Raw genomic sequence first — 22,844 nt, 5'->3', positions numbered from 1 at the left:
TTCTTGAAAGCCTAGCCCAGGTCTTCCGGCCACAGGGAGCTGACTTCTAGCTCCCAACCCGGCAACAGTTGCGGCAGGGTGAGCACTTCGCCGTTGAGCAGCGTTCGCGGGCTGTGGCCTGGAAGCAAAATGGTGAGCGTTTGCCGGTCGGGATCGACCAGGATGGCTGCTTCGGCTCCAAGGGCAAGGTAGCGCTCCAGTTTGTCCTCCAGCGCTTTGAGGCGGTCGGTGATCGATTTGATTTCGATCACCAGATTGGGCACCAACCGGGGCGTAGCTTCTGGGGGCTTGCCGCAGACGGTCGCGGCTGACAAAGGACACGTCCGGGGCGGTCAAGCCCTCGTCGGGGGGCTGATAACCGGCGCTCGCATCGGCGATGAAGCCTAGGCGGCGAGGCTTGACCCAGTTGCGCAGCTGGGCGGAAAATTCTGCCCCTACCGCCCCGGCGACAAAATCCGATGGGCTCACGATGGTGATCGTCCCGTTGTCCAGTTCGATCCGGTGATCCGGGTAGAGCTGATGCAGCTTCTCGACATCGGCGACAGTGAGCCCCATAGACGGCCACTCGGCTGGGGTGAGAACCCTACCTTAGCGTGCCCGCCTGCCGATGGGAAAACGCGCCAATCGTTGCATTGTGTAAAGGATGGCCCGGTGGTTTCGGGCCTTCGCGGTAATGTGAACACGGCGCACACCCGTATGTGAGAAAGGCGAACGCTATGGCCATTGAAAGAGGTGCCAAAGTCCGTATCCTGCGCAAGGAGTCCTACTGGTATCGGGAGGTGGGTACGGTCGCGTCGGTCGACAAGAGCGAAAAGACGATCTACCCGGTGACGGTCCGCTTCGAGAAGGTCAATTACTCGGGGATCAACACCAACAACTTTGGCGTCAGCGAACTGGAAGAAGTCGAAGCCTAAGTGCCCGAATTGCCCGAAGTCGAGACACTGCGCCGCGACCTCCTCATCCACCTGCCCGGCGAACGGGTGGTGGGCGTGGAGGTTTTGCGCAGCGATTCGGTGGGTTACCCCGCCGATCCGGCGATTTTTATTGAACAGATGCAAGGCCAGATCTTCAGCGACAGGATGCTTCGGCGCGGCAAGTACCTGCTGCTCTACTTCGCGCGCGGGGCGGCCCTGGGAGTGCACCTGCGCATGTCGGGCAGGTTGCTCTGGCGCTGTGGCGAAGCTCCCCTTGAACCCCATACCAGAGTCCGGATACCCATGGCGAGCGGTCACGAACTGCGCTTTGAGGACATGCGCGTCTTCGGTCGGCTCTGGCTGATTCCGGTGGGGGTGCCCCCGGAGCGGGTGATGGGTGGGCTCACCCGGCTCGGTCCCGAGCCTTTTGCTGAGATGTTCGACGGCCCATACCTGGCGGGGCGCTTTGCGGGGCGCAACCAGCCGGTCAAAAGCGCCCTACTCGATCAGCAACTGGTGGCGGGAGTAGGGAACATTTATGCCGATGAGGCCCTCTTCAGCAGTGGCATCCATCCTGCCCTGCCCGTAGGCGGGCTCGATGCGGCTGCCCTCGAACGGCTGCATCGAGCCGTAGTCAAGGTGCTCGAAGCGGGCATCGCGCAGCGGGGCGCGACGTTGCGCAACTATACCGACGCCCAGGGCATCAACGGCAACTACGCCGGCACTGCCTGGGTGTATGGACGCAAAGGCCAACCCTGCCGCGTGTGCAATACCCCGATCGAGCGCATCCGGCTGGCGGGCCGCTCGACCCACTTCTGCCCCACCTGCCAGCGCGCCCAGCAATCAGTACAATAAAGCTCAACACGGGGAATTCTGCTCCAGCCATGCCGTTATGACAGCCAATCTTCTGACCCGGACCCGATCGACTGCCAGGCTGCAGGTGCTCAAGCCCCTAGCAAGCCTGTGGTATCGATTCTGCGCCCTGATTCTCGATCAGGCGCTGTTGCTGCTCGTGGCTTTTACCCTCGCCCAGGTGTTCGGCGCTCTGCTGTCGCTGTTTGGGGCGGGGCCGGACGGGGCCGCGCTCGCCCTGGGCACCCTGGGGCTCTACGCCATCCTCGCCCTGGGCAACTACCTCATCTGGCCGCTCAGCCACAAGGGCCAGACGGTGGGTCAGCGGTTGGTGGGCATCCGCATGGTGAGCGCCGACGACAGCGACCTGAACCTCGGCACGCTGCTCAAGCGGCACCTGATCAGCTATTTGATTTTGGGGGGTGCCCTTTTTGTCGGCTATGTGTTCGACTCGGTGCTCTTTGGCCTGCTGGCCAGCGGCTTTTTGCTGGTGCTCGCGTTTATCTTCGCAAGCCTGGACGGCGAAAAGCAGGGTCTGCCGGACAAATTCGCCAACACCCGCATGATTGCCGATCCGCGCCGCACCAGCGCCAATCTCTACCCGGCGATTGTTTCGTCTTTGTTTATTCACCTGCTGGTGGCCGTGGCGGCGGCGGTGCTAGCAATCATCATTCCGCTGCTCTTCGAAGCGCTCAATATCAAATTCCCGGAGCTGACGCCGCCCGAACCACCGGCACCGTCGATGGAATTTACGCTCACCGACCCGACCGATAAGGTCAAACCACCGCCCAACGCTCCCAAATCCAACGCCAACTCCGTCGCCAAAAAGCGCAACCGCCAACTGCCCACCGACGCGGGGGTGAAGGGTGCCCCGCAGGCCCGGCCCACCCCGCAGCCGCGTCCTCGACCCACCCCGCCCCCGCCCCGGGCCGAGCAACCGACTCCCCGGCCGGAGCAGCCCAAGCCCACCCCGGCTCCTAAGCCGAAGGCCGCCCCGCCGCCCTCGCCGGAGGCGGTGCTGCCCAAGATCGAGGAGCCGCCTAAAGAGACCAGCCCGGAGCTGGCCCCGCTTCCCCAGGAGACGACCCCGGAGCCCGCTCCGCCCGCCCCGGCTCCCAAGCGCCGTGCCTCGCGCTCCAGTGCCACCTCGGGATCTTCCCTGGCGCCCGCCTCGGCCCTGGGCGGTCCCCTGAGCGCCAGCCGCGGCAGCGGCGGCAACGGCGGCCTGGGCGAGAGCGGCACGCTCAATCCCGGGCGCGACGGCGACGGCTCGGGCATCGACGCCGCCCAGGATGTCGATTTTGGCCCCTACATGGCCGCTTTGCAGCGCAAGGTCAAGCGCAACTGGATCGCTCCTGAGGCGGGCAACTCCCGGCGCACGGTGCTGCTGTTTACCATCTCGCGCAACGGGCAAATCATGAACCTGCGCGTCGGCCGCTCCTCCGGCTCGCGCTCCTCCGACGAGTCGGCGATGGAGGCAGTGCAGCGCGCGGCTCCGTTTGGTCCCTTACCCGCCGCCTACAAAGGCGACCGCATCGAAATTCAGTTCACCTTCGACATCAACGTCTTCGGTGGCGACATCGGCGGGCGGGGATTCTAGGGTGAGCGAGCCGGCCTACCGCTTCTATGTGGCAGGACCACTCTTTAACGCATACGAGCAGGCCTACCAGGCCGAACTGGCCGCAAGACTCGCCCCCCTGGGGCGGGTCTTTTTGCCGCAGGCGGAAATTCCCGCTGACGCCGGGGCGGAGGAAGTCTTCGCGCGCTGCGTGGCGGGCATCGACGCCAGCGCCGTCGTGGTAGCCAATCTTTCGGGAGCCGACGCCGACTCGGGAACGGCCTTCGAGGTGGGCTACGCCTACGCCCGCTCCAAACCCGTCTATGCCCTGCGCAGCGAGATGGCCTACGGCTATCCCGACCGGGCGCTCTATCCGAATCTGATGCTGCGGGGGGCTGCCCGGCAGTTGCTTGCAAGCATCGACGAGCTGGTGGCGAAGTTCGAGGCCGACTATCCGAACGGGGGCTGAGGATGCCCCTGGGCCGCACCCACGACCGGATCACCTGGTGGAGCGTGCCTGCCGCCGGTGCTGCTGTCTGGCTGGTGAGCGGTGCTTTTGAGGCCGCCCTGGGTGCGGCGTGCGCCTATCTGTTCGCAGGGTTGATGTTCGGAGGCGATCTTGACACCCATTCCGTTCAGTACCGCCGCTGGGGGTTGCTGCGCTGGATCTGGCTGCCCTATCGGCGTGTTGCCCCGCACCGCTCGCTTTTTTCCCACGGGCCGCTGGTGGGCACCCTGGGCAGGCTCCTGTATCTGGCGATCGTGGCGGTCAGTTTGGGGGTGCCGGGAGCCCTGGTGTTCGAGCGGCTGGCGGGGGTGAGCATCGATTGGCAGGCCGCCTGGCAGACCGTGTCGCTGTGGTGTGGCGCCAACATTTCCACTTTGATTTGGGGGCTGGTGGGTCTGGAGTTGGGGGCGATGAGCCACAGCCTCAGCGATTGGACGGGCAGCGCCTGGAAGCGGCTGGTGGGCCGCCGCAGGCGCCGCCGAGTGCAGATGTCAGGTCCTCGGCTCCTGCGTTGAGATCTGCTGATGGCGGCGAGTATCCCGCGGCAGCACCCGCCGCATCGCCCGGTGCGGGATGCCCGCCTCGTCGTAGATTTCGCCGAAAGCTTTGAAGCCGAATTTTTCGTAGAAGGGCTGGGCGTGCACTTGGGCGCTCAGTTCTACGGCTTCCATCCCTGCGGCCTGTGCCAGGGAAAGCAGGCACTCGAGTAGAGCCTTTCCCACCCCCCGGCTGCGCCAGGCGGCGAGCACCGCCATCCGTCCGAGGTGCCCGTCCGGGAGGAGTCGGCCGCAGCCGATGGGGCTTCCTTCGGCGTCGCAGGCCAGGGCGTGGACGCTCAGAGTGTCCCACTCGTCGATTTCGATCTCAGGCGGAACGTTTTGCTCTTCGATAAAGACCACCCGGCGCACGTAGTAAAGTGCTTGCTGGTGGTCCTGCCAGCGGACGGGAGCGACGGTGAAAGACACGAAGACCTCCGACGAAGCACAGCCAGACGATTTTGCCATGGCCGTCCGGGCGGTTCACATCGAGCTTGGCGCTGCGGATCTGGCGCGCTCCCAGGCGTTTTATGAGCGGATGCTGAATAGGCGGGCACAGGTGGGCAGCGAAGCCGGGTATGTGCTGTTTGACGTCTTTGGCCTGGAACTGCTGTTGCTGTTGAGAGGGCGGGTTTTGCCGGTGCGCTTTGGCTGGAAACTTCTGGACGAGCGGGTTCTAGAGGCGTTGGCGAAGCGTTTTGGCACCCAAGGGATCGCTTTTGAGCGCCGGGAATTTACCTACGCGGCTCTGGGGGCGCGGGAGGTTGCCCTCAACTTGCACGATCCCGACGGGCACCGCTGCTCGTTTTATTGCTTGATCCCCGAGGGGAGCGTTTAGAGCGGCTTTCAGTTGCCAAGGCAAGGCTGGCTGGAAACCGCGATGGCGGGCAATGGTTTTTAGCCTGACACCTGCTGTTGGCTGTGCACGAGAGTCTGTGGAGCGAGAGGCGGAACCCCCTTCGGGTTCCCCTCTCGCGCTCTCCAGCCTCCCCGCGTCGAGGGGCGTGCCACCCCCCCGACACCCCCCCGGACTTAAAGGCACGGTGGGCATGAGAATTGGTGGGTGGGATGGGCTTACTCTTCCAGGGCCTGCACGACGTGTGTCGACTGCGGCACAGTCCTGGGTAAGTCGCTGCGCCCAGAAGGATAGCCGGAAACCTGGACAAGCAGCGATTTTACCCCGACACCTGCTGCGCAACCCCATGCTTTTTGAACCAGGCGAGCAGTTTCTGCCAGGCGTCCTGGGCCGCCTCCGGGCGGTAGCTTGGGCGGTAGTCGGCGTGGAAGCCGTGGGGGGCCTGTTCGTAGATGATGATCTCCGAAGGATTGCCCGATGCTTTGAGTACCTTGCGCATCTGCTCGACGGTGGAGACGGGGATGCCCTGATCCTGGCCGCCGTAAAGGCCTAGGACCGCCCCTTTGATCTTGGGGGCGACATCGACCGGGTAGGTCGGAGTATTGGGACTAGATTGGCCCACCAGACGGCCGTACCAGGCTCCTCCCGCTTTGATTTTTGGGTTGTGGGCCGCGTACAGCCAGGTGATTCGCCCGCCCCAGCAAAAACCGGTGACCGCCAATTTCTCGGCGTTCACCCGCCCGGTCCCGGCGGCATAGGCGACGGCGGCGTCGAGGTCGGAGAGCACCTGGGCGTCGGGCACTTTGTTCACCACTTCGATGACTTTCTGGACTTCCTGGATCTTGGAGACGTCCCCCTGGCGGGCGTACAGTTCCGGGGCGATGGCGAAGTAGCCGAGTTTGGCGAAGCGGCGGCAGACATCTTTGATGTGCTCGTGGACGCCAAAAATTTCCTGCACGACTAGGACCACCGGCAGGTTGTTGCCGGTGGCGGGCATCGCCCGGTAGGCGGGAATCTCGCCGTCTTTGACCGGGATTTTCACTTCCCCGGCGGTCAGTCCGGTGGTGTCGGTGTTGATGGTCGCCGCTCCCACCGGCAAGACCGCCAGGGCAAAACCTGCCGCCAGGGTGGTCACGATGAACGTGCGGCGGTCGATCGCCTCCACCCGGGGCAGCAAACTGAGCAAATCCGAATCCATGGCGGGGTCTCCGAGAGCAACTCCGGAATCCTACCAGAGTCCGGAGGAGGACATCAGGCTTCGCCTGCTTTGACCAGGCGGGTCACGCAGACATCCAGGGCGTTCATCTCGCTCTGGATCTGGCGCAGATCGGCTGTGCTGTCCGCAGGCAACACGATCTTCACCAAAAACTCTTCCTCCACTTCCACGCTCGGATTGCTCACCCCAAGCGCAGCCAGGCGCTCGCGCACTTTCTGCTCGACGGTCATCGACTGTCTCCCTACAAGTCAAGATTTAGTCTAACACCGGAGTAAGTCTAAAGAATTGGCGCTGTTGATTGCGAGCTGCTTAGAACGCGACGCCGGAAGATTTCGATCGGGCGTAGTCTTCTTGCGGGTACTAGTGCTCACCGCGCCGGCGGCGGAGCACCTCTTCGATCTGTGCCCGCATGTCACCGCCTGCGGGGAAGCTCGCCGTCTTGGGTGCGGCGTAAAGGCGATCCATGTAGACATGGAAGGCTACTTCATCCTCGCGGTGCTCAAGCACGTATGCGCGCAGTTGGGCAGTGGTCATCTGTTCAAAACTCGTCTGGCTCATTGGGATACTCCAGTTCGCCGTTGCGATCCACCAACACCTGAAAGTCGTCTCCGGCGAGGATGAAAACTTTGCCCGTGCGCTCATCGATGCGCACCAGGTAGATGGGTAGATACATGGCTGTCAAGTTGACACAAGCGGTCAAAGCGGCAACCGCCTGCTCAGGCGTCATCTGCACCAACCTCGACGGCGCCGTCATCACCGTCGAGGAGCCGTCGATCGCGGCCGAGCCGTTCAAGCAACTCCGACACGGATATGTCCAGGGAGGCGGCCAGGGCGCGTACACCCTGCCAGCCAGTCTCGGTGACCGAGACCTCCCGAGTCTTCTTCAACTCGCCATAGAGCCGAGAGCGCGGGCGGAGGTTGCGCAGGGAATCCGGACTGGCACCGCGGGGCATCGTCGTCCTCACTAGACAGAATCATTGTATCCCGGAATTATTGATTTATTCTCTCGAATCCGGTGCATTGAGCGCCACGATGGACAGTTGCATCAGCTGCAGTAGCGTTTCGCGTTTGGCCTCCATCTCAATTCCCCAGACATAGGGGGTTCGCTCCAATGCCTCGAGGGTGAACACGCACGATTCTCCTCAGACCATACCGAAGCTTGTACACAATAAAAGGCATGACAGGAAAAGATAGTGGAGTCCAGCGTTTGGGTAGGGAGTGTTGCGGGCGCATCAAAGTGCTGCTCTTGATGCTTGCCGTGCTGGTATTGAGTCCGCGAGCGGCCACCGCCCAGTCCGCACGCAGCTACTTGCTCAAACCGGCGGCGGTCTTCGACGGTGCAAATGCTCCCCATTCGGGTTGGGCGGTGCTGGTCAAGGGAGAGCGGATCGTAGCCGCGGGGCCACTTGGCGAAGTGGGTATCCCAAGCGGCACCGAAATTATCGACCTGCCGGGTTTGACGCTGCTGCCGGGGCTTATCGACCTGCACACGCACCTGCTGTTGCACCCTTATAACGAAGCGCTCTGGGACGACCAGGTGCTCAAAGAACCGTTTACTGTGCGTGTTGCCCGCGCCGTCGCGGCGGCCCGCAGTACCCTCATGGCCGGGTTTACGACCCTCAGAGATCTCGGGACCGAGGGGGCGGGTTATGCCGATGTCGGCCTCAAGCAGGCCATCGACCAGGGTGTCGTGCCGGGGCCGCGCCTGGTGGTGGTGACCCGGGCGATCGTGGCCACCGGCTCCTACGGGCCGAAGGGCTTTGACCCGGGTCGTGCGCGATCAGATCGGCAAGGGCGCCGACTGGATCAAAGTCTACGCCGACTACCGCTGGGGACCGAACGGCGGGGTGCAACCCACCTTTTTGCCGTCCGAATTAAACGCGATCGTCGAGGTGGCCCGCAGCAGCGGCCGGCCCGCCGTCGCCCACGCCACCCATCCTGAAGGGATGCGCCGCTCGGCGTTGGCCGGGTTCGAGACGATCGAGCACGGCGATGCGGGTACCGCCGAGGTTTTCGCCCTGATGGCCAAACGCGGTGTCGCCTACTGCCCGACCCTGGCGGCAAGCGAAGCGGTCGAGCGCTACCGGGGCTGGAAACCCGGCACCAACCCCGAACCTGCGGCCCTCACCCAGAAGCGCGCCAGTTTCAAAGCGGCCCTCGCCGCCGGGGTGACCATCTGCAACGGCAGCGACGCCGGGGTCTTCACCCACGGCGACAACGCCCGCGAACTGGAATTGATGGTCGAATATGGGCTTGCTCCGCTCGCCGCATTGCAGGCGGCCACGTCAGTCAACGCCCGTTTGCTGCACATGGAAGGCCGTATCGGTCGCATTCAACCCGGACTGAGTGCTGATCTCGTGGCGGTCGAAGGCGACCCGACGCGGGACATCAAAACCTTGCGCCGGGTCCGGCTGGTGATCAAAAACGGGCAGATCTATCGGGGTGGCGCGACGCAAGCCCGTGTCGCACGGTGACCCGGAGCGTCTCCGTCGCTGGCGTTATGGTGCCGATGGCGCAGCCTGCATCTCGGCTATGGCGCGTCCGTCTTCGCCGTCCCAGTAGCTCACTTCGTCCTTGGACGCATCTGCGATCAAGAATCTGCCGGCGCCGGATGCGCTGTCGTAGGTGATCCTGACGCCCGTTTTGCCCGAGTCCGGATAGCCCGCCACTTCCGGCAGTTGCAGAGTCGAAATGGCCAGATAGACCAGATCTTCGAGCCCGGTATTGACCAGCTGATGGGCCACCTCTGGCCCACCCGGCGGCGTGAAGATATAGTCGTGCGGCTTCACCGGATAGGCTTGGGAACCGACGCGCAGCATGCCGGTGCCGCTCAGGATAAAAAAATGCTCTTCGTTGGCGTAGTGGTGATGAAACGGAAAAGCGGCCTTGCCCGGGGGAACATGCGTGACGTTGGCACCGATGGACTTGGCACCCAACGGATTGGCCAGTTGCGCCATGCGGCATTCGAAGTGTTCGCCGCTTTCGAGCCGGCGAATCGGGGCATCGGCAACATTCAAGATCGGCTTCATGGCAATCTCCTTTGTGGACAGATTACCACAAGGACAACGCAGGGGCCGGCGGTTTTCAGGCGTGCGTGCGTCCGGCGTGGCGCAGCATTTCCCCCAGCGAATCGCCGCCCAGTTTGCGCTGCAGTTCTTGGGCAAGCACGATGGCCATCATCGCTTCGCACACGACGCCCCCGGCGGGTACGGCGCAGGTGTCGGAGCGCTCGTAGTGGGCTTCGAACGGTTCGCGGCTGACCAGGTCGATCGACCTGAGGGCCTTACGCATGGTGGGTAACGGCTTGAGGTAGGCGCGCAGGAGCACCGGCTGGCCGTTGGTCATCCCGCCCTCGATACCGCCTGCGTGGTTGCTCGTGCGGGCGATTTCGCCTGCTGCATTGATAAATTCATCCTGGACATCGGCGCCCGTCTCGCGGGCGGCGGCGGTGCCGATACCCACTTCCACCGCCTTGACGGTGTGCACCGACATTGCCGCCCCGGCCAATAGTCCGTCGATGCGCCGGTCGTAGTGGACGTGGGAGCCGAGGCCCACCGGAATCTCGCCGTAGGCCGCCAGTTCCACGGCACCCCCCAGGGTGTAGCCGCCCTTGGCCGCCTCGACGACGCGCGAGCGCAACCGCTCGTAGAGATCCGGGTGACAGCGAAGATCATTCTGATCGACGCGCTCGAACAGGTCTTTCCACTCCTCGAAGGTGGGCAAGGCGGGACGGACGGATTCGCCCGCCCCGACGCCGCCGATTTCGACGACGTGGGAGTGGACATGGACGTTGAATTGGCGCAGCAGTTGCTTGGCAATCGCCCCGGCCGCGACGCGCGAGGCGGTCTCGCGGGCACTGGAGCGCTCCAGGATGTTGCGCACGTCGGCGAGGCCGTACTTGACCGCCCCCGGGTAGTCGGCGTGGCCGGGGCGCAGTCGGGTGATGCGCTTGGCCTCCAGTTGGGCGCGCACCGCCTCGTCGTCGAGATCCACAGGGGAAACCGACATCGGCACTTCCCAGTTTTTAAAGTCGCGGTTTTCGAGGGTCATGGCGATGGGCGAACCGATCGTGCGGCCCAACCGCACGCCACCCCGAAAGGTGACCCGATCGGTCTCGATGCTCATCCGGCCGCCCCGGCCGAAACCCACCTGGCGGCGGGCCAGATCCCGGTCGATGTCTTCGGCCAACAGGGGCAAGTCGGCGGGGATGCCCTCGACAATGATCGTCAGCCCCGGCCCGTGGGACTCCCCGGCGGTCAAAAAGCGCAGCATGGTCTTCCTGAACAGGTCTAAGGCACACCTTATCGGCGAAATCGGATTTTAGCGCACTTCCCGCAGGGTATCGCGAAAAGCTTTGACGGCCCTTGGCTCGTTGTCGGGGTTCACAAAGCGGGCCAGCATGGCCAGGTCCAGATCCGCCAGCAGCCGGCTGCCGCTCAAGGTGACGTAGCGGCCTTGCTCAAGCCCGTGGAGGCTGAAGCGGCCCTCCTGCCAGAACCACACCTCCTGCACCCCAAGTCCCCGATAGACTTCCAACTTGTCGATGCCGCCGCTGGTAATCACCACCTCGATTGCCAGATCCGGAAACTCGCGCCGCTGACCCAGGCAGTAGCTCTCATCCGGCTCCAGTCCGCGGGCCGCCGCCTCGCGGCGGTAGGTGGGCGAACCGCAACTGAACAATGGAATGTCTCTTTGCAGGGCATAGACTTCCAGCAGCCGGGCGATGATTTTTTTGAGGGCTTCGTGCTCGCGGGAAGTCGTTATGATCTCAAGGACACCTTCCAGGTAGATCATTCGCAGGCCGGGCCGATGTCCCAGGGTGGCACCCAGAATTTCGTATTCTTTCCAGCTCACCCCGGCGAGCACGATGCGCTGCTCGGAGGCGTCCGAGACCGGTTCTAGTAAGTCGCGACCCATGCTCTACCCTCTGGCTGTGTCTCCAGTTATACCCACACATTGATGTAGCTACTTGTTGACCGGAGTAGCACCGGAGTAGCAATAGACAAAGCCTGAAAACCTTACTCCTCCGTTCTTCGGATTTGGGGCCACGGCTGGAAGCGGCTTTCAGCCATGCGGGTGTCAGAAGCGCAAATGCTATTCAGGTATGCCTTTGAGCATACTCCGTCATTCTTACTGAACAAAAGTGTGCAGAGTTTCACCTGGCTTTTCCTTTGTAGTCAAGAACATATCCAGGAAATGCATCGCTCAAAAACATGAGCGAGCCGATAAAGGTTCTCGTCAGAGAATTGTGTTCCAAAGTGGTCCTACGAGAAATCGTTCGATACAGTTTTTGAAAAGCTTTGATATCTGCTTCTGAGAACTCGGCAGGCTCTCGAGTTTCTGAATAAAAACTGCTCGCTGTAAGGGTATTTTGCTTCAAATTGTTGTCGAATATAACCTGCTTGCCGCTTCCAAAGTAGATATCGATCCTGTTACGCTCTACTCCCAAAACTCGGGCATCGAATTGCAGCCCCAACCCGACGTCTTTGCCGCGGATCTGCTGTCCAGATGCAACATCGAGTTCGAGTGTTGGGCTCAACTCATCTTCCGGTTTCTCGGGGCGTATCGACGCCAAAGCCCTTCCGGCCGCTCTGCCACTGTAACCGCCTTTGGCCTTTAAAGCTTCAAGGGAAGGGATGGCAGCTTGTGCCGATACACCTATTTTTCCAAGAGCACCGGCGGCGCCTGCACTGATTTGGGAATCTTTGTCATTCAGTGTTTCTACCAAAGCGGCAACAACGGCCGAAGAGGTAAGTTCTGCTTGATCGAGAACTTGAATGGCACAATAACGGACTTTAAATGCTTTATCTTGCAAGGCTTCGATCAAAGCACTTTGTACGTATTCGGACTCTTTAGCCGTACCCGCCAAGGTGCATGTCGCTGCCGAGCGAATTTCTGCGTTATGGTCCTTGACTGCAATCAGCAAGGCTGGAATAGCAAGGCTTATAGGGTAAATTCTTCCAAGCTCTTCCACGGCTTGTGCGCGCACTTTCGGATCTTTATCAATCACCATACTTTTAAGCGAATCTAACCTTTTAACCACTGCTGGTTGGGGTTCGTAGAATGCAGGCGAGCCGTTGAAAGGCTGTGCAGAACCGACCGAAGCAAACGTCAATGCCGAACAAAGACCGAACAAAGCGGTCGAGCATATCTGAAACCATCTTTGAACGTACGTATTCATATAAATCTCCTTGCCAGGTGCTTAATCGCAACGATTGACAAAAACTCATATAAGTATAGCCTGTCCCAAGGTTGTATGCTCATCAGTAGATGTACGGCTTCCTCAGGAGAACCTCTTCCTCGCCATGCTGAGAAATATCCGTCGCTTCCAGTTCAGTGTCGCTGGCGCACCTGTGCTGTACATCGGGGAGCGGCGAAAGATCAAGGCGCGTTGGAGTTAGTTGAGGTGACGCAGACGGATGTTCTAACTCTCAAAAAGCCAGTTACGCACCTTGGTCAGTTCCTTCCACTCGGGGCGGCGCTTGAGACCTTCTTCGAAGTTCTTGCGCACTTCTTCGGCCTGCTTCGGGTCGAGCTGGCAGACTTGCTGGGCACGCTCGATCGGTTCGCGCACACCCTTTTGGCCTGTCTCCAGCATGGCGAGGGAAAGATTGACGTAAGCCTGGGCGTCGGCGGGGGCGAGTTTGGTCGCCTGCTTGGCGACTTTGAGGGCTTTGGGCGCTTCGGAGTTCAGCAGATACAGCCAGGCGAGGCAGGTGAGGGCCGGGCCGTTCTTGGGCTGCTTCTCGGCAATCTCGCGGAATACCGGCAGCAGCACGTCGGCCGCTTCGCCCGCCTCGTAGCGCTGGATGCTCTGGTCGAATAGTTCCTGAACCGCGTTCATCAGCGCTGTGCCTTGGCTTGGATTTGCTTGAGGGTGGAGAGCACCTCCCGGCTATGGCCGGTCGGGTCGACATTGGAGAAGACCTTCGCCACCCGCCCCTGGGGGTCGATGAGGTAGGTGTTGCGGGCCGCCATGCCCATATCGCCCAGGCCGTACCAGGAGTCGTAGGCCTGGGCCACCTTTCCTCCCACGTCGGAGGCGAGCAAGAAGGTGAGACCCTCTTTTTTGCTGAACATGCTGTGGGAGTCGAGGGCGTCGGCGCTCACTCCGACAATCTCGGCGCCCAGCTGCTTGTACTGGGCCAAGTCTTTTTGAAAGCGCTGCGCCTCGATGGTGCAGCCGCTGGTCATGTCCTTGGGGTAGAAGTAGAGCACCAGCCACTTGCCCTGGAAGTCTTTGAGCGAGATTTTTTTACCCGCCGCCACCGGCAGCTCGAAGGCGGGAGCGGCCTCGCCCACCCGGGGAGCAGCCAGCAGGGCCGCCTGTGGACCTGCGAGCAGGAGAGCAAAGAGCAAAGAGGATTTCAGCAGCAATTTACGCATGGGTGCACGCCTTTTTTAGCTTCAAAGCACTTTTTTGAACTCGGACTCGAAAACCGTCTGGGGAATCTGACCGCTGCCGCGGTAGGCTTCTTTGCCCCGACCGTCGAGCAACACAAAAGTCGCCGTTCCGAAAATCTTGTACCGGCGCACCAGGGCGGCATTCTCGGGTTCGTCCACATCGACGATGCGGATATCCACCTGCTTGCCCCAGCGCTCCTTCAGAGCCGCCATCGTCGGCTCCATGGCCCGGCATACGCCGCACCACGAAGCCCAAAATTCGAGCAGTTGCGGCTTGCCGGTACTGGCCGTCACGGGCCACCCCGCCACCGCCGCCGCCAAAGCCCCCGCCAGCGCTCTGCGTTTCATCGTCACCATCCGAAACGGTCCCCCCGTTTTTTACGATACATTGCGCCGGACCCAATGCCCAGCCGTCCCGTGCGGCGCCGCCCGCCGCAGGCGGAGAAGCGCCGCAAATTTTGCCCGTGCGCGCAGCCGTCGCTTCTAATGGCCCTGTCGATGTCCCATCAGGTGCCATGAATTTCCGTTTTGCCTTGGTGTCTCTTTTGCTGTTGCCGACCGCCGCGCTTGCCCAGACGCCCGTGCCGCGCTTCGAGGTGAGTCTTGCGCGCATCGCCGCCGGCACCCGCGTCCAGTTTCTGGTCCTGTCCAACTCGGGTGCTCCGCTATCGCTTGAAGAAAATCGCACCGTCACCGTGCCGGTGGCCGCGCGGGCGGGCGGCCTGACGATCCCCGGCGGTGCGCTGCTGGTGGGCCGCTTCGAGCGCACCGGTGAAGCGAGCGGTGCGCTCAACATCGAATCGCTCGTGATCGGGCAAAACGTCTACGCCGTGCGGGCGACCAGCACTCCCATTCCCGGCTTGCTGCGCCGTACAGGCACCGCGACCCCCCGCTATCCGGGGCGCGAGGCAAGCGGCACGCTCTTCGAAGCCGGGGGCGACTTGCTGGGTATCCCGGTCCACTCCCGCCAGGCCCGGGCCGCCACTAGCTTGCTGGGGGCGCTCTTTGGGGCCGCCGCACCGCCCGCACCCGAGCGGTCGACGGGCACCCTGGCGGCGAGCCTGGAGCCGATGCAGACCTTGGGCGTGCAGTTTTTGGGCGAGGTGGATTTCGACAGCCCGATAGCCCAACTGCCGAACGGTCCAGCCGACCTCAACGGTAGTTGGTAAACTGCAGCGGCACCGGATAGTCCTGGCTTTTGAGCAGCTGGATGACCGTCTGCAGATCGTCGCGGCTCTTGCTGCTCACCCGGACGGCGTCCCCCTGTATCTGCGGGGTGGTCTTGGTGTTGTCGCGGATGAGCTTGGTGATCTGCTTGGCCAACTCCTGGCTGAGGCCGCGCTGCAACGCGACGCTCTGGCGTACCCGGTTGCCCGAGGCGCTCTCCACCTTGCCCGGCGCAAAAATCTTCAGCGACAGGTTGCGCTTGGCGGCCTTGGTGCAAAGCACGTCGTAGATGGCGTTGAGGCTCAGTTCGCTCGCGGTGTTGATGACGATCTGCTCCTCTTCGAGGGCGATTTCGGACTTGGTGTCTTTGAGGTCGTAGCGGCTGTTGATCTCGCGCAGGGCTTGGTCGACGGCGTTGACCAGCTCCTGGCGGTCAAAATCGGAGACCACATCGAATGAATAGGTTTGGGCAGCCATGGTGATCGGTTGTTTTTTCTGTGTTAGCACGCGGCGCGGCGGCTGCCGGTCTGTTTCTTATCATGGAGGCGTTGTCTGGGAGTTTGCCTGTGCCTGCTTACCGTTGGTTCGCCGCCGCCTTTGGGGCGTTGCTGCTTGTTTCTTGCGGTCCGCGCCTGGTGACCGCCCAGACCGAGCGTCCCGTGAGCGAACCTTACACCGGCAGCACGAACATTTTTGAGTACCCGGGTCGCGACCAGCGCCTGCAGATTGATCGCGTCATGGACGAGCTGCAGATCCAAGCGGGCAAGACCGTCGCCGACATCGGCGCGGGGGGCGGCTGGTTTGCCGTGCGCGCCGCCCGGCGCGTCCGTCCGGGGGGCAGGGTCTACGCCGTCGAAATCAATGACCAATTTCTCGAAACGATCGCGACGCGCGCCCGGCGCGAGGGCTACGACAATATCGAGACGGTGCTCGGCGAACCCGGCGACCCGAAACTGCCCAAGGCGAGCGTCGATGCCGTGCTGCTCCTCAAGACCTACCACGAGGTGGCCGACCCGGTGGCCCTGCTCAAGAACACCCGCCTTGCCCTCAAACCCGGCGGCCTGGTCGGGATTATCGACCGCAACGGCACCGGCGGCGACCACGGCCTCGATCGCAGCGTCGTGATCAAAGAAGCCAAGATCGCCGGATTCGAACTGGTGCGCAGCTTCGACTTTGTCAAAGCCGACGAGCAGGACTACTTTTTGATCTTCAAAGCCACAGCCTCATAACTCGGCTTATAAACATTTGTCAAGTTTGTGCGCCGTAATTGCTCGTCGATTTTATAAGTTACGTGAGAGTCGAAGGGCGCACCGGCAATGACTTCTGGTCCAAGATCCAACTCCAATTCCAACCCGGCTTCCGACGAAAGTTTTTCCTGGGACAACGAGCGCTACGGGGCGGTTGTCGAGCAGCACACGGGCGTGATGGCCGGAATGATCGACAAGCTTATCTGTCTGGGCCTGCTGCTGTTTGGCCTGGCAAGCCTGCCCGGCGTAGTGATGATGTTCTTCATGCAGCTACAGCGCTAGGCCGGGACCGCCGCCGTCCGGATCTGCCCCAATAGTTCGTGCAGGCCCACCCGTCCCAGCCGGTAGCTGAGCGGATGGGCAATCAGCCGGGCGGTGCTGTCGAAGATTTTTTCGAGTTCGACTAGGCCGTTGTCCTTGAGGGTGCGGCCCGTGGACACCAGGTCCACGATCGCCTCGGCCATGCCGGTGAGCGGGGCAAGTTCCACCGAGCCGTAGAGGGGAATCAGCTCCACGGGCAGTTCCCGCTCCTCGAAGTAGCTCCTGGCGCAGGTGGTGAATTTGGAGGCCACCCGGCAGTGGGCGGGCAGATCCTGCACACTGCGGTAGGGGCTGTCACTTTTGACTGCCACCGACATGCGGCAGTAGCCAAACCCGAGATCCGCCACCTGGGCGACGGGCAGTTGCTTTTCTTTGAGGACGTCAAAACCCACTATCCCCACCTGGGCCTGGCCGTAGGCGACGTACACCGGCACATCCTGGGCGCGCACCAGCAGACCCTCGTAGCGGCCCGAACGATCTTCAAGGCGCAACAACCGGTTGGAGCCTTCGAGAAATTCGCCAAAGTCGATGCCGATAGCCTGCAGGCGGGCGATCGTACCCTTGAGCAAGGCCCCTTTGGGTAAGGCGATAGTGATATTCATCGCCAGCCCGTCGTCGAAGGGGGCTCCTGGTCGCGGTTGTTTTCGGAGCGCTGAAAAGGCTCGGGCAAAGGCTGCTTGTTGCCCAGCGAGAAGCCCGGCAGCATGTCCTTGAGCTGCAGTCCTTCGAGCAGATTGCGCGTCTCGCGCACCTTGGGCCAGGTCGAGCGCGACATCAGCAAACGGCGCTCGATATCTTCCGCCGCGATCGAATTGAGAAATTCTTCGCGCTCCGGCTGGTAGTCGGTCGAGACCACCTGCAGCGCCTGGGCCGGGTAATTTTGCAAGATGCCCGCAATGTGGACGGCCAGCTGCGGATAGAGCCAGGTGTAGGCGGGGTGCACCAGCAAATGGGCACGGTGCGGCAGCAGCCCGGTCGTCGAGAGAATCAGTTCGAAGCTGCCGATGGCCGCCTTGCGCTGGGGCTCATAGACGAACTGGGCGACGCGCAGGGTCTGGTTGAACGAGCGCACCGCCGCCTCGAAGGTGCGGGTGACGACACTGCGGTGAAAATCGCTCGGGTGGCGATCAAAAATTTGGCGGACGATGGGCGGCATGGTGGCGGTATCGAGCTGGCACATCAAGGCCGCATCGGCGTTGCTCACCGGCTTGAAGAAATTGAGCGGCGGCTTCTCGCAGCGGGCCAGATCCGCCAGCACCGCGGGCGAAATCTGCCAGTAACACAGCTGTGCCAGCGACTGAAAACCGTTCTGGCGATAGAGAGCCAGGGCCTGGCGGTTGTGGATGTCGACTTCGGCCATCCAATTGCGCGCCTCGGGCCGGTAGTACTCAAAAACATGGCTGAGCAGCTGCGTGTCGATGCCCTGGCCGCGCACATCATCCGCCACGGCAATGTGCTCGACCTGCCAGGTGGTGTAGCCGACGTTGACCGGACGCACCTGCACTAACCCGACAATCTGCCCTTCGAGCTGAGCGACGTGCAGGCAGAAGACATGCTGCATCGGGTTGCGGAACAGACTCAAAAGTTTCACCGGGCCGTACAGGCGGTGGATGCCCCGCAAGGGCTGAAGCACATCCTGACTGGCAAAGGCCGCACCGCCGCTGGTCTGGTCGTAAAGCCTGCGAACCGAGTCGAGGTCGCGGTAGTGAACGGGGCGGATGAGCATGGAGGCGTCCCAATGGTTGATGGCCGCAAAGCCGCCGGCGCGTATCCATCCTAACCGCCTGGGGGCGGGGCGGATTTTATGAAAGTTGACCGCTCCAGTCGAGCAGGGCGCCCAACTGGACCAGCGTGATAAAGCTCAACTGCCAAAGCAAGATCGGCAGCGGTCCCTGCTGGGCACGCTGCACCTTCTTGGCCAGCTCCAGCTCCCGCCGGTTGACGATGCCGTTGTTGAGCAAGTATCGCTCTAACTCTTTTTGCTCGCTGCCCACGACTCCCTCCCAAGCGGAAGCTTTTCTTAAATTCGATGTTAACAATACGTAATATTCTGTCAAGGGTTTTGGGATCACCCCTGGGGAGGAGATAGGCGACGGTTTGCGGCGGTGCCCTCGCTGTGCTCAGTCCTGGCGGCGGTCGGATTCGTTTTCGCGCTCGGGCAGCCTCAAAGGCGGGTTGGACGGCTCGCCCAAGGAACCGAGGCGGCGGTCGAGTTCGGCATCGAGGGAGAGTTGCTTGAGGTCGTCTTCGACTTTTTGAGCCGGGTTCTCGGCCAGTTCGTTTAGGGCTTCGACCTGAAATTTTTTGCGCTGCACGGCGGAGCTCGCCTGCTCGAACTGCGAGCGGGCCGAGTCGATATTGTACTGGTCACTCACCCGGGCCATCGTGGCGAGGGCGTTATTGATCTCGTTGAGGTCTTTGAGGTTCTGCAGGCGCGACTTATATTCCTCAAGCTGCAGCTGCTCTTTGGCAAGGCGGGCGCGGGCCGCCTCGGCGTACTGCTCGGCTTTTTGGACTCGATCTTGCAACTCCGGGAGGATCTGCTCGACAGCGAGCGCTTTGCTGAGCGCCTGGCGTGCCAGATCCATCTGCCCCTGGCGCTTGGCCATCAGTGCCTGCTGCTCAAGGGTTTGATACTCGCGCACTTTTTGCTGGTAGAGCTGCTGGGCGCGGCGGTAGGCACTCACCTGGGTGGCCACCGCCTCGGTCAGCCGCTTGACTGAAAGCTGGATGTCGCGGTAAGCCTGCTCGGCCACTTTGACCGACATGTCTCCGCCCTGCTCGACCGGCCGGCCCCACAGCCAGTTCCAGAAGCCGACGATGACCCGGCCGGCGCGCTCCCCGAACAACCAGTAGACAAAGCCCTTTGGACCTGACCTGCTCATCGAGATCTTCCACCGCAAGCCCGTGTGTTCCCGAGCTTACCCGCAGGGAAAGCCGACACCGGACGAACCACGCAAAAGCTTGAAGACCCGCAACGCCGTTTTACCTCAGTATGCGACCTCTGGTAACCCAGGTGGGAACCGGTGAATCGGCTTTAGAGACTCCGAGATTCATCCGAAGATGCCCGGCTTGCTCACCGCCGACCGCGTTTGGCTCCCTATCGCACAAAGTATAGATCGATAACTTTATTGGCATTCACCAACGTCGCAGGCCAAGAGCATCTTAACAAAGCCTGTTCCCAGAAGGCCACTGCCGCGGCCAATCTCGCAAAAACCGCACCCCCGTGCGGGGGGTGCGGTCTGGGTGCCGGAAGCGCCTAGAACAGGCGTTGGCCGCTTCTGTAGAGCAAAAAAACGACCGTGGGGACAAAGACTACCAGCAAGCCGAGAAAAGCAAGGAACAACCAGCCGTTGCCGCTCATGGTCAGAAAACCTTCCGTAAATGGGGGCGTCCCCTCAATTATAGGGAAGGCAGGGGCGCCGAAAGCGGCTGAGCGGGCTCCATCAATCCCTGTTTGATCAGATCCGCCAACTCCTGCAACCTGGCAATCGCCTCGGCCCCCTCCAGGCGCACCAGTTCCGCGTCGTCGCAAATTTCGGTCCAGACGATGCCCTGATCGGACACCAAAAAGCGGATCATCTCATTGCCCATGCTCACCATGAAGCAGGCACTGTCGGCCTCCTCGCCGCAGGTGTAGCAGGAGACCAGATAACCCCGGCGCTCCATGACGATCGAAAGTGCCTGCAAATTGACGATCAGGTCGCGAACAAAATAGCGGTACTGCTCGGACAATCTGTAGAACACGGGCGCACTTCTCCAAAAGTGGTCACTTCTTATATTACTAAGTATTTATGCTCAGGTGTAAGGCTGCACTAGGGATGGCCGTTAGGATGGAGGCGATTTGGCGGAGTTTTCGTTTGCAGCCGCTTTCCCACATCGATGGCACCGGCGAGGCCCGTATGGTAGACGTCACGGCCAAGCAAGCCAGTGAGCGCGTCGCCGTCGCTGAGGCGAGGGTGTGCATGGCGGCAGGCACGCTCGAGGCGATTTTGGCGGGCAACACCCCCAAGGGGGATGTGCTTGCCACCGCCCGCATCGCCGGGATCATGGCCGCCAAGCGCACGGGCGATTTGATTCCGCTGTGCCACCCACTGCCCATCGGCGCGGTGCACATCGAGATCACCCCCCAGAGCGAGCCGCCCGGATTCTGCCTGCAGGCGACCGTCAAGACCCGGGCTTCGACCGGCGTCGAGATGGAGGCGCTCACCGCCGCTGCCGTCGCGGCCCTCACCCTCTACGACATGGCCAAGGCTCTACAAAAGGACATGACCATCGAAGGGGTGCGGCTGATGCGCAAATCCGGGGGCCGCTCCGGCGATTACGTGCGCGAGCCTGAACCCTAACCGGCGGCCACCGCCTCGGTTTTGGCCCGCAGACTGGCAAGCAGCTTGTCGAAGGGGGCGGTGAACTTGGCCAGGCCGTCGGCGAGTAGCTCGCCTGTGACCTTGTCAAGGTCAATGCCCACCGCCGCCAGTTCAGCCAGCGTCCGCTCGGCGTCTTCGAGGCCCGCCTCCAGACTGGGGCGCAGTTCGCAGTGATCGGCGCAGGCTTTGAGCGTCGCCGGGGGCATCGTGTTGACGGTCGCCGGTCCCACCAATTCCTCGACGTAGCGCACGTCGCGGTAGTCGGGGTTCTTGGTGCCGGTGCTCGCCCACAGCAGGCGCTGGGGTTTGGCGCCCCGGGTGGCAAGCTTTGCGAAGCGCTCGCCCCCAAAGAGTTGCTGGAATTGGCGGTAGGCCAGTTTGGCGTTGGCGATCGCCACACTGCCCTGCAGCGACTTCAGACGTTCGAGCTGTCCGGCGGCGTCGGTAGCGGCAATCTCGGCCTGCAGCAGATCGTCGACGGCAGTATCGATGCGGCTCAAAAAGAAGCTGGCCACCGAGGCCATCCGATCGAGCGGACCTGCGCGGCGCTCCAGGCCGCGCAGGTAGGCTTCGGCAGCCTCCGCGTAGGCCGCGCGCGCAAACAGCAGCGTCACATTGACGTTGATGCCCGCAGCGATCAACGCCTCGATGGCCGGGATACCCTCGGCGGTTCCCGGCACCTTGATCATCAAATTGGGCCGCCCGACGCGCTCCCAGAGGTGATGGGCCTCGCGGATCGTGCCCTCGGTGTCGCGGGCCAGGTAGGGCGAGACTTCAAGACTGACGTACCCGTCCGCCCCCTCGGAAGATTCGTACAGGGGCCGGAACAGATCGGCGGCATCTTGAATGTCTTTGACGACCAGGTTTTCGTAAACGGCGTCCACCGATTGACCGCGCTCGCCGCGGATCTGTTCGTCGTAGGCGGCGCTGCCCACGATCGCTTTTTCGAAGATGGCGGGGTTGGAGGTGAGGCCGCGCACGCCTTCCGCCTCGATCAGCCGCTGCAATTCGCCGGTAGTGATCATGTCGCGGCGCAGATCGTCTATCCAGACGCTCTGGCCAAAATCGTGCAGATGAACAAGAGGATTGTCAGCCATGGTTGTCCCTAAGATTGGCTTCGGGCCGATCTTAGCCAACCGTCCCCGGCAGCCCCCACGCCTTAAGCAAGAAATCCGAAGCTAGCGGCCGCTTAGTTCGGCGCGCACGGCGACGAGGCGCTTCAGTTCGCGCACGGTCGCCACGCCCAGTTGCCAACCGCTTTGTTCACCGTTGCTGAAGTGCAGACGCACCTTGAGCGTCCTGTCGGGCAAGGCGGCCAGTTGATCGGCCGCCGGGGACAGCTCAAAGCCGGTTGTACCCGAGGCGCAGGTCACCGCCGGATTGAAGACCGGTGCCGAGGGCATATAGCTCACGTAGGGCACCAGCCCATGGCGCGTGGGGCGGTAGCCGTGGACCGGCCGCGCGAACGGCTGGGAGTAGTAGGCGGGGCGCACCGTCTCGCGCTGGGCGGGCAACGCCCGTACCCCCTCATTCAGCGAGATCAAGACCTGATCGCCATCGAGCAAGTCGAGTTGGCGCAGCACCGCCCGGTCGGTATCGATGCCGGGATCAGGAACACAGTAGCGCGCCCGCACCTCGAACAAATTGTCCTGGGCCGGGTCGAAAATCCAGGTGCTGAAAAACCCGAGCCGCGGCTGCTCCGGGGCGAAGTCGCGATCTTTGACGACGTAGGCCGACGAGGACAGGTAAAGCCGACTGTAGGTCTCGTTGCCCTCGACGCTGCCGTTGAGCAGCAGACGGTTCTCGTCGGAAGCCAGAACCGTCCCCGGCAGCAGCACCGCGGTCAGAGCGGCCAACACCCAAGTTTTGAAGGCTGTCATTGCGCTCTCCTGGAAGAC

General features: G+C 62.3%; 32 protein-coding genes, 1 other RNA gene and 2 pseudogenes. 11 read left to right on the top strand and 24 right to left on the bottom strand.

The features are described 5' to 3' along the window. Nucleotides 1–11 precede the first annotated feature (11 nt). Together GLL_RS23515 and GLL_RS23510 are read right to left on the bottom strand one after the other, a co-directional pair. Nucleotides 12–314 (bottom strand): Uma2 family endonuclease, encoded by a 303-nt coding sequence (locus tag GLL_RS23515; protein WP_269446161.1) that lies wholly within the window; start codon nt 312–314, stop codon nt 12–14. Nucleotides 315–336: 22 nt separating this feature from the next. Then, a pseudogene (locus GLL_RS23510) lies at nt 337–555 on the bottom strand (Uma2 family endonuclease); the annotation flags it as partial. Nucleotides 556–716: 161 nt separating this feature from the next. Here GLL_RS23510 and GLL_RS17580 point away from each other — a divergent pair. The 5 genes from GLL_RS17580 to GLL_RS17560 are packed head-to-tail and all read left to right on the top strand — an operon-like array spanning nt 717 to nt 4,347. Further along, nucleotides 717–914: a photosystem I reaction center subunit IV gene (locus tag GLL_RS17580; RefSeq protein ID WP_011143397.1), complete on the top strand. Its 198-nt coding sequence runs from the start codon at nt 717–719 to the stop codon at nt 912–914. After that, complete coding sequence (gene mutM, locus GLL_RS17575; protein ID WP_011143396.1) at nt 915–1,769, top strand: bifunctional DNA-formamidopyrimidine glycosylase/DNA-(apurinic or apyrimidinic site) lyase; 855 nt, start codon at nt 915–917, stop codon at nt 1,767–1,769. A gap of 37 nt (nt 1,770–1,806) precedes the next feature. After that, a complete protein-coding gene (locus GLL_RS17570; protein ID WP_011143395.1) occupies nt 1,807–3,366 on the top strand; it encodes a TonB family protein in 1,560 nt (519 codons plus the stop codon). A gap of 1 nt (nt 3,367) precedes the next feature. Further along, entirely contained in the window at nt 3,368–3,793 is a 426-nt protein-coding gene (locus GLL_RS17565; protein WP_164929279.1) for a nucleoside 2-deoxyribosyltransferase, read from the top strand. Nucleotides 3,794–3,795: 2 nt separating this feature from the next. Further along, nucleotides 3,796–4,347 carry a metal-binding protein gene (locus GLL_RS17560; protein ID WP_011143393.1) on the top strand — a complete coding sequence of 184 codons (552 nt, stop codon included), beginning with the start codon at nt 3,796–3,798 and terminating at the stop codon, nt 4,345–4,347. Here GLL_RS17560 and GLL_RS17555 read toward each other — a convergent pair. After that, nucleotides 4,324–4,797 (bottom strand): GNAT family N-acetyltransferase, encoded by a 474-nt coding sequence (locus GLL_RS17555; RefSeq protein WP_011143392.1) that lies wholly within the window; start codon nt 4,795–4,797, stop codon nt 4,324–4,326. The genes GLL_RS17560 and GLL_RS17555 overlap by 24 nt on opposite strands. Here GLL_RS17555 and GLL_RS17550 point away from each other — a divergent pair. After that, entirely contained in the window at nt 4,787–5,206 is a 420-nt protein-coding gene (locus GLL_RS17550) for a glyoxalase/bleomycin resistance/dioxygenase family protein (protein WP_011143391.1), read from the top strand. The two genes, GLL_RS17555 and GLL_RS17550, sit on opposite strands and share 11 nt — an antisense overlap. A gap of 337 nt (nt 5,207–5,543) precedes the next feature. On the opposite strand, the gene GLL_RS17545 is transcribed toward GLL_RS17550, so the two are convergent. The 5 genes from GLL_RS17545 to GLL_RS23505 all read right to left on the bottom strand — a co-directional run bounded on the left by GLL_RS17545 (nt 5,544) and on the right by GLL_RS23505 (nt 7,570). After that, nucleotides 5,544–6,422 carry a dienelactone hydrolase family protein gene (locus tag GLL_RS17545; RefSeq protein WP_011143390.1) on the bottom strand — a complete coding sequence of 293 codons (879 nt, stop codon included), beginning with the start codon at nt 6,420–6,422 and terminating at the stop codon, nt 5,544–5,546. A 53-nt stretch (nt 6,423–6,475) separates the two neighbouring features. Then, nucleotides 6,476–6,670, bottom strand: coding sequence for a hypothetical protein (locus GLL_RS17540; protein ID WP_011143389.1), 195 nt, complete (start codon nt 6,668–6,670; stop codon nt 6,476–6,478). Nucleotides 6,671–6,800: 130 nt separating this feature from the next. Beyond that, nucleotides 6,801–6,998: a DUF6887 family protein gene (locus GLL_RS17535; protein WP_011143388.1), complete on the bottom strand. Its 198-nt coding sequence runs from the start codon at nt 6,996–6,998 to the stop codon at nt 6,801–6,803. Further along, nucleotides 6,979–7,233 (bottom strand): DUF6888 family protein, encoded by a 255-nt coding sequence (locus GLL_RS17530; RefSeq protein ID WP_164928408.1) that lies wholly within the window; start codon nt 7,231–7,233, stop codon nt 6,979–6,981. Before GLL_RS17530 ends, GLL_RS17535 begins: the two co-directional genes overlap by 20 nt. Before the next feature lie 205 nt (nt 7,234–7,438). Beyond that, entirely contained in the window at nt 7,439–7,570 is a 132-nt protein-coding gene (locus GLL_RS23505; protein ID WP_269446160.1) for a hypothetical protein, read from the bottom strand. 119 nt (nt 7,571–7,689) lie between these two features. Between GLL_RS23505 and GLL_RS23785 the strand changes: the two are divergent. Beyond that, nucleotides 7,690–8,914 (top strand): annotated as a pseudogene (locus tag GLL_RS23785) (amidohydrolase family protein). Nucleotides 8,915–8,938: 24 nt separating this feature from the next. Here the strand turns inward: GLL_RS23785 and GLL_RS17520 are convergent. The 7 genes from GLL_RS17520 to GLL_RS17490 form a co-directional block, all read right to left on the bottom strand. Beyond that, nucleotides 8,939–9,469, bottom strand: a complete 531-nt coding sequence (locus tag GLL_RS17520) for a cupin domain-containing protein (protein ID WP_011143383.1) — start codon at nt 9,467–9,469, stop codon at nt 8,939–8,941. 55 nt (nt 9,470–9,524) lie between these two features. Continuing rightward, a complete protein-coding gene (aroC, locus tag GLL_RS17515) occupies nt 9,525–10,712 on the bottom strand; it encodes a chorismate synthase (protein ID WP_011143382.1) in 1,188 nt (395 codons plus the stop codon). Between the two features lie 48 nt (nt 10,713–10,760). Next, a complete protein-coding gene (locus tag GLL_RS17510; protein ID WP_011143381.1) occupies nt 10,761–11,357 on the bottom strand; it encodes a Uma2 family endonuclease in 597 nt (198 codons plus the stop codon). 238 nt (nt 11,358–11,595) lie between these two features. Further along, nucleotides 11,596–12,621 (bottom strand): HEAT repeat domain-containing protein, encoded by a 1,026-nt coding sequence (locus GLL_RS17505; RefSeq protein ID WP_011143380.1) that lies wholly within the window; start codon nt 12,619–12,621, stop codon nt 11,596–11,598. Nucleotides 12,622–12,864: 243 nt separating this feature from the next. Then, nucleotides 12,865–13,284, bottom strand: coding sequence for a hypothetical protein (locus GLL_RS17500; protein ID WP_011143379.1), 420 nt, complete (start codon nt 13,282–13,284; stop codon nt 12,865–12,867). Continuing rightward, complete coding sequence (locus GLL_RS17495; protein ID WP_011143378.1) at nt 13,284–13,826, bottom strand: peroxiredoxin; 543 nt, start codon at nt 13,824–13,826, stop codon at nt 13,284–13,286. Before GLL_RS17495 ends, GLL_RS17500 begins: the two co-directional genes overlap by 1 nt. A gap of 21 nt (nt 13,827–13,847) precedes the next feature. Further along, entirely contained in the window at nt 13,848–14,192 is a 345-nt protein-coding gene (locus tag GLL_RS17490) for a thioredoxin domain-containing protein (RefSeq protein WP_164929277.1), read from the bottom strand. Between the two features lie 167 nt (nt 14,193–14,359). Between GLL_RS17490 and GLL_RS17485 the strand changes: the two genes are divergently transcribed. Further along, nucleotides 14,360–15,013, top strand: coding sequence for a hypothetical protein (locus tag GLL_RS17485; RefSeq protein ID WP_164929276.1), 654 nt, complete (start codon nt 14,360–14,362; stop codon nt 15,011–15,013). Here the strand turns inward: GLL_RS17485 and GLL_RS17480 are convergent. Beyond that, nucleotides 14,997–15,488 carry a YajQ family cyclic di-GMP-binding protein gene (locus tag GLL_RS17480; protein ID WP_011143375.1) on the bottom strand — a complete coding sequence of 164 codons (492 nt, stop codon included), beginning with the start codon at nt 15,486–15,488 and terminating at the stop codon, nt 14,997–14,999. The genes GLL_RS17485 and GLL_RS17480 overlap by 17 nt on opposite strands. A gap of 89 nt (nt 15,489–15,577) precedes the next feature. On the opposite strand from GLL_RS17480, the gene GLL_RS17475 reads away from it, so the two are divergent. Both GLL_RS17475 and GLL_RS17470 read left to right on the top strand, forming a co-directional pair. Beyond that, the gene (locus GLL_RS17475) at nt 15,578–16,240 is read left to right on the top strand and encodes a class I SAM-dependent methyltransferase (RefSeq protein WP_197530032.1); all 663 of its coding nucleotides are present in this window, start codon (nt 15,578–15,580) and stop codon (nt 16,238–16,240) included. 87 nt (nt 16,241–16,327) lie between these two features. Next, a complete protein-coding gene (locus GLL_RS17470) occupies nt 16,328–16,540 on the top strand; it encodes a hypothetical protein (protein WP_011143373.1) in 213 nt (70 codons plus the stop codon). Here the strand turns inward: GLL_RS17470 and hisG are convergent. From hisG to GLL_RS17440, 6 genes are all read right to left on the bottom strand, one after another. After that, nucleotides 16,537–17,181 (bottom strand): ATP phosphoribosyltransferase, encoded by a 645-nt coding sequence (hisG, locus tag GLL_RS17465; protein WP_011143372.1) that lies wholly within the window; start codon nt 17,179–17,181, stop codon nt 16,537–16,539. The genes GLL_RS17470 and hisG overlap by 4 nt on opposite strands. Beyond that, nucleotides 17,178–18,305, bottom strand: a complete 1,128-nt coding sequence (locus GLL_RS17460; RefSeq protein WP_011143371.1) for a GNAT family N-acetyltransferase — start codon at nt 18,303–18,305, stop codon at nt 17,178–17,180. Before GLL_RS17460 ends, hisG begins: the two co-directional genes overlap by 4 nt. A 76-nt stretch (nt 18,306–18,381) precedes the next feature. Continuing rightward, nucleotides 18,382–18,573, bottom strand: a complete 192-nt coding sequence (locus GLL_RS17455) for a DUF2949 domain-containing protein (RefSeq protein ID WP_164929275.1) — start codon at nt 18,571–18,573, stop codon at nt 18,382–18,384. Nucleotides 18,574–18,699: 126 nt separating this feature from the next. Further along, nucleotides 18,700–19,464, bottom strand: a complete 765-nt coding sequence (locus GLL_RS17450) for a PspA/IM30 family protein (RefSeq protein WP_011143369.1) — start codon at nt 19,462–19,464, stop codon at nt 18,700–18,702. A gap of 80 nt (nt 19,465–19,544) precedes the next feature. Next, nucleotides 19,545–19,738: non-coding RNA, 6S RNA (gene ssrS, locus GLL_RS17445), on the bottom strand. A gap of 243 nt (nt 19,739–19,981) precedes the next feature. Next, on the bottom strand, nt 19,982–20,326 hold the full coding sequence (locus tag GLL_RS17440) for a DUF1815 family protein (RefSeq protein WP_011143368.1): 345 nt from the start codon (nt 20,324–20,326) through the stop codon (nt 19,982–19,984). Between the two features lie 74 nt (nt 20,327–20,400). Here GLL_RS17440 and moaC point away from each other — a divergent pair, with 74 nt between their 5' ends. Further along, entirely contained in the window at nt 20,401–20,925 is a 525-nt protein-coding gene (gene moaC / locus GLL_RS17435) for a cyclic pyranopterin monophosphate synthase MoaC (protein ID WP_011143367.1), read from the top strand. Here the strand turns inward: moaC and tal are convergent. Then, a complete protein-coding gene (gene tal / locus GLL_RS17430) occupies nt 20,922–22,043 on the bottom strand; it encodes a transaldolase (RefSeq protein WP_011143366.1) in 1,122 nt (373 codons plus the stop codon). The two genes, moaC and tal, sit on opposite strands and share 4 nt — an antisense overlap. A gap of 81 nt (nt 22,044–22,124) precedes the next feature. Further along, entirely contained in the window at nt 22,125–22,826 is a 702-nt protein-coding gene (locus GLL_RS17425) for a hypothetical protein (RefSeq protein ID WP_011143365.1), read from the bottom strand. Nucleotides 22,827–22,844: the final 18 nt, after the last annotated feature.

Origin of the sequence: Gloeobacter violaceus PCC 7421 (genome assembly GCF_000011385.1) — a bacterium.
In the GTDB taxonomy this organism is placed as follows: domain Bacteria; phylum Cyanobacteriota; class Cyanobacteriia; order Gloeobacterales; family Gloeobacteraceae; genus Gloeobacter; species Gloeobacter violaceus.
The sequence above is the reverse complement of the archived record's forward strand: the minus strand, read 5'-3'. Positions and strand labels throughout refer to the sequence as shown.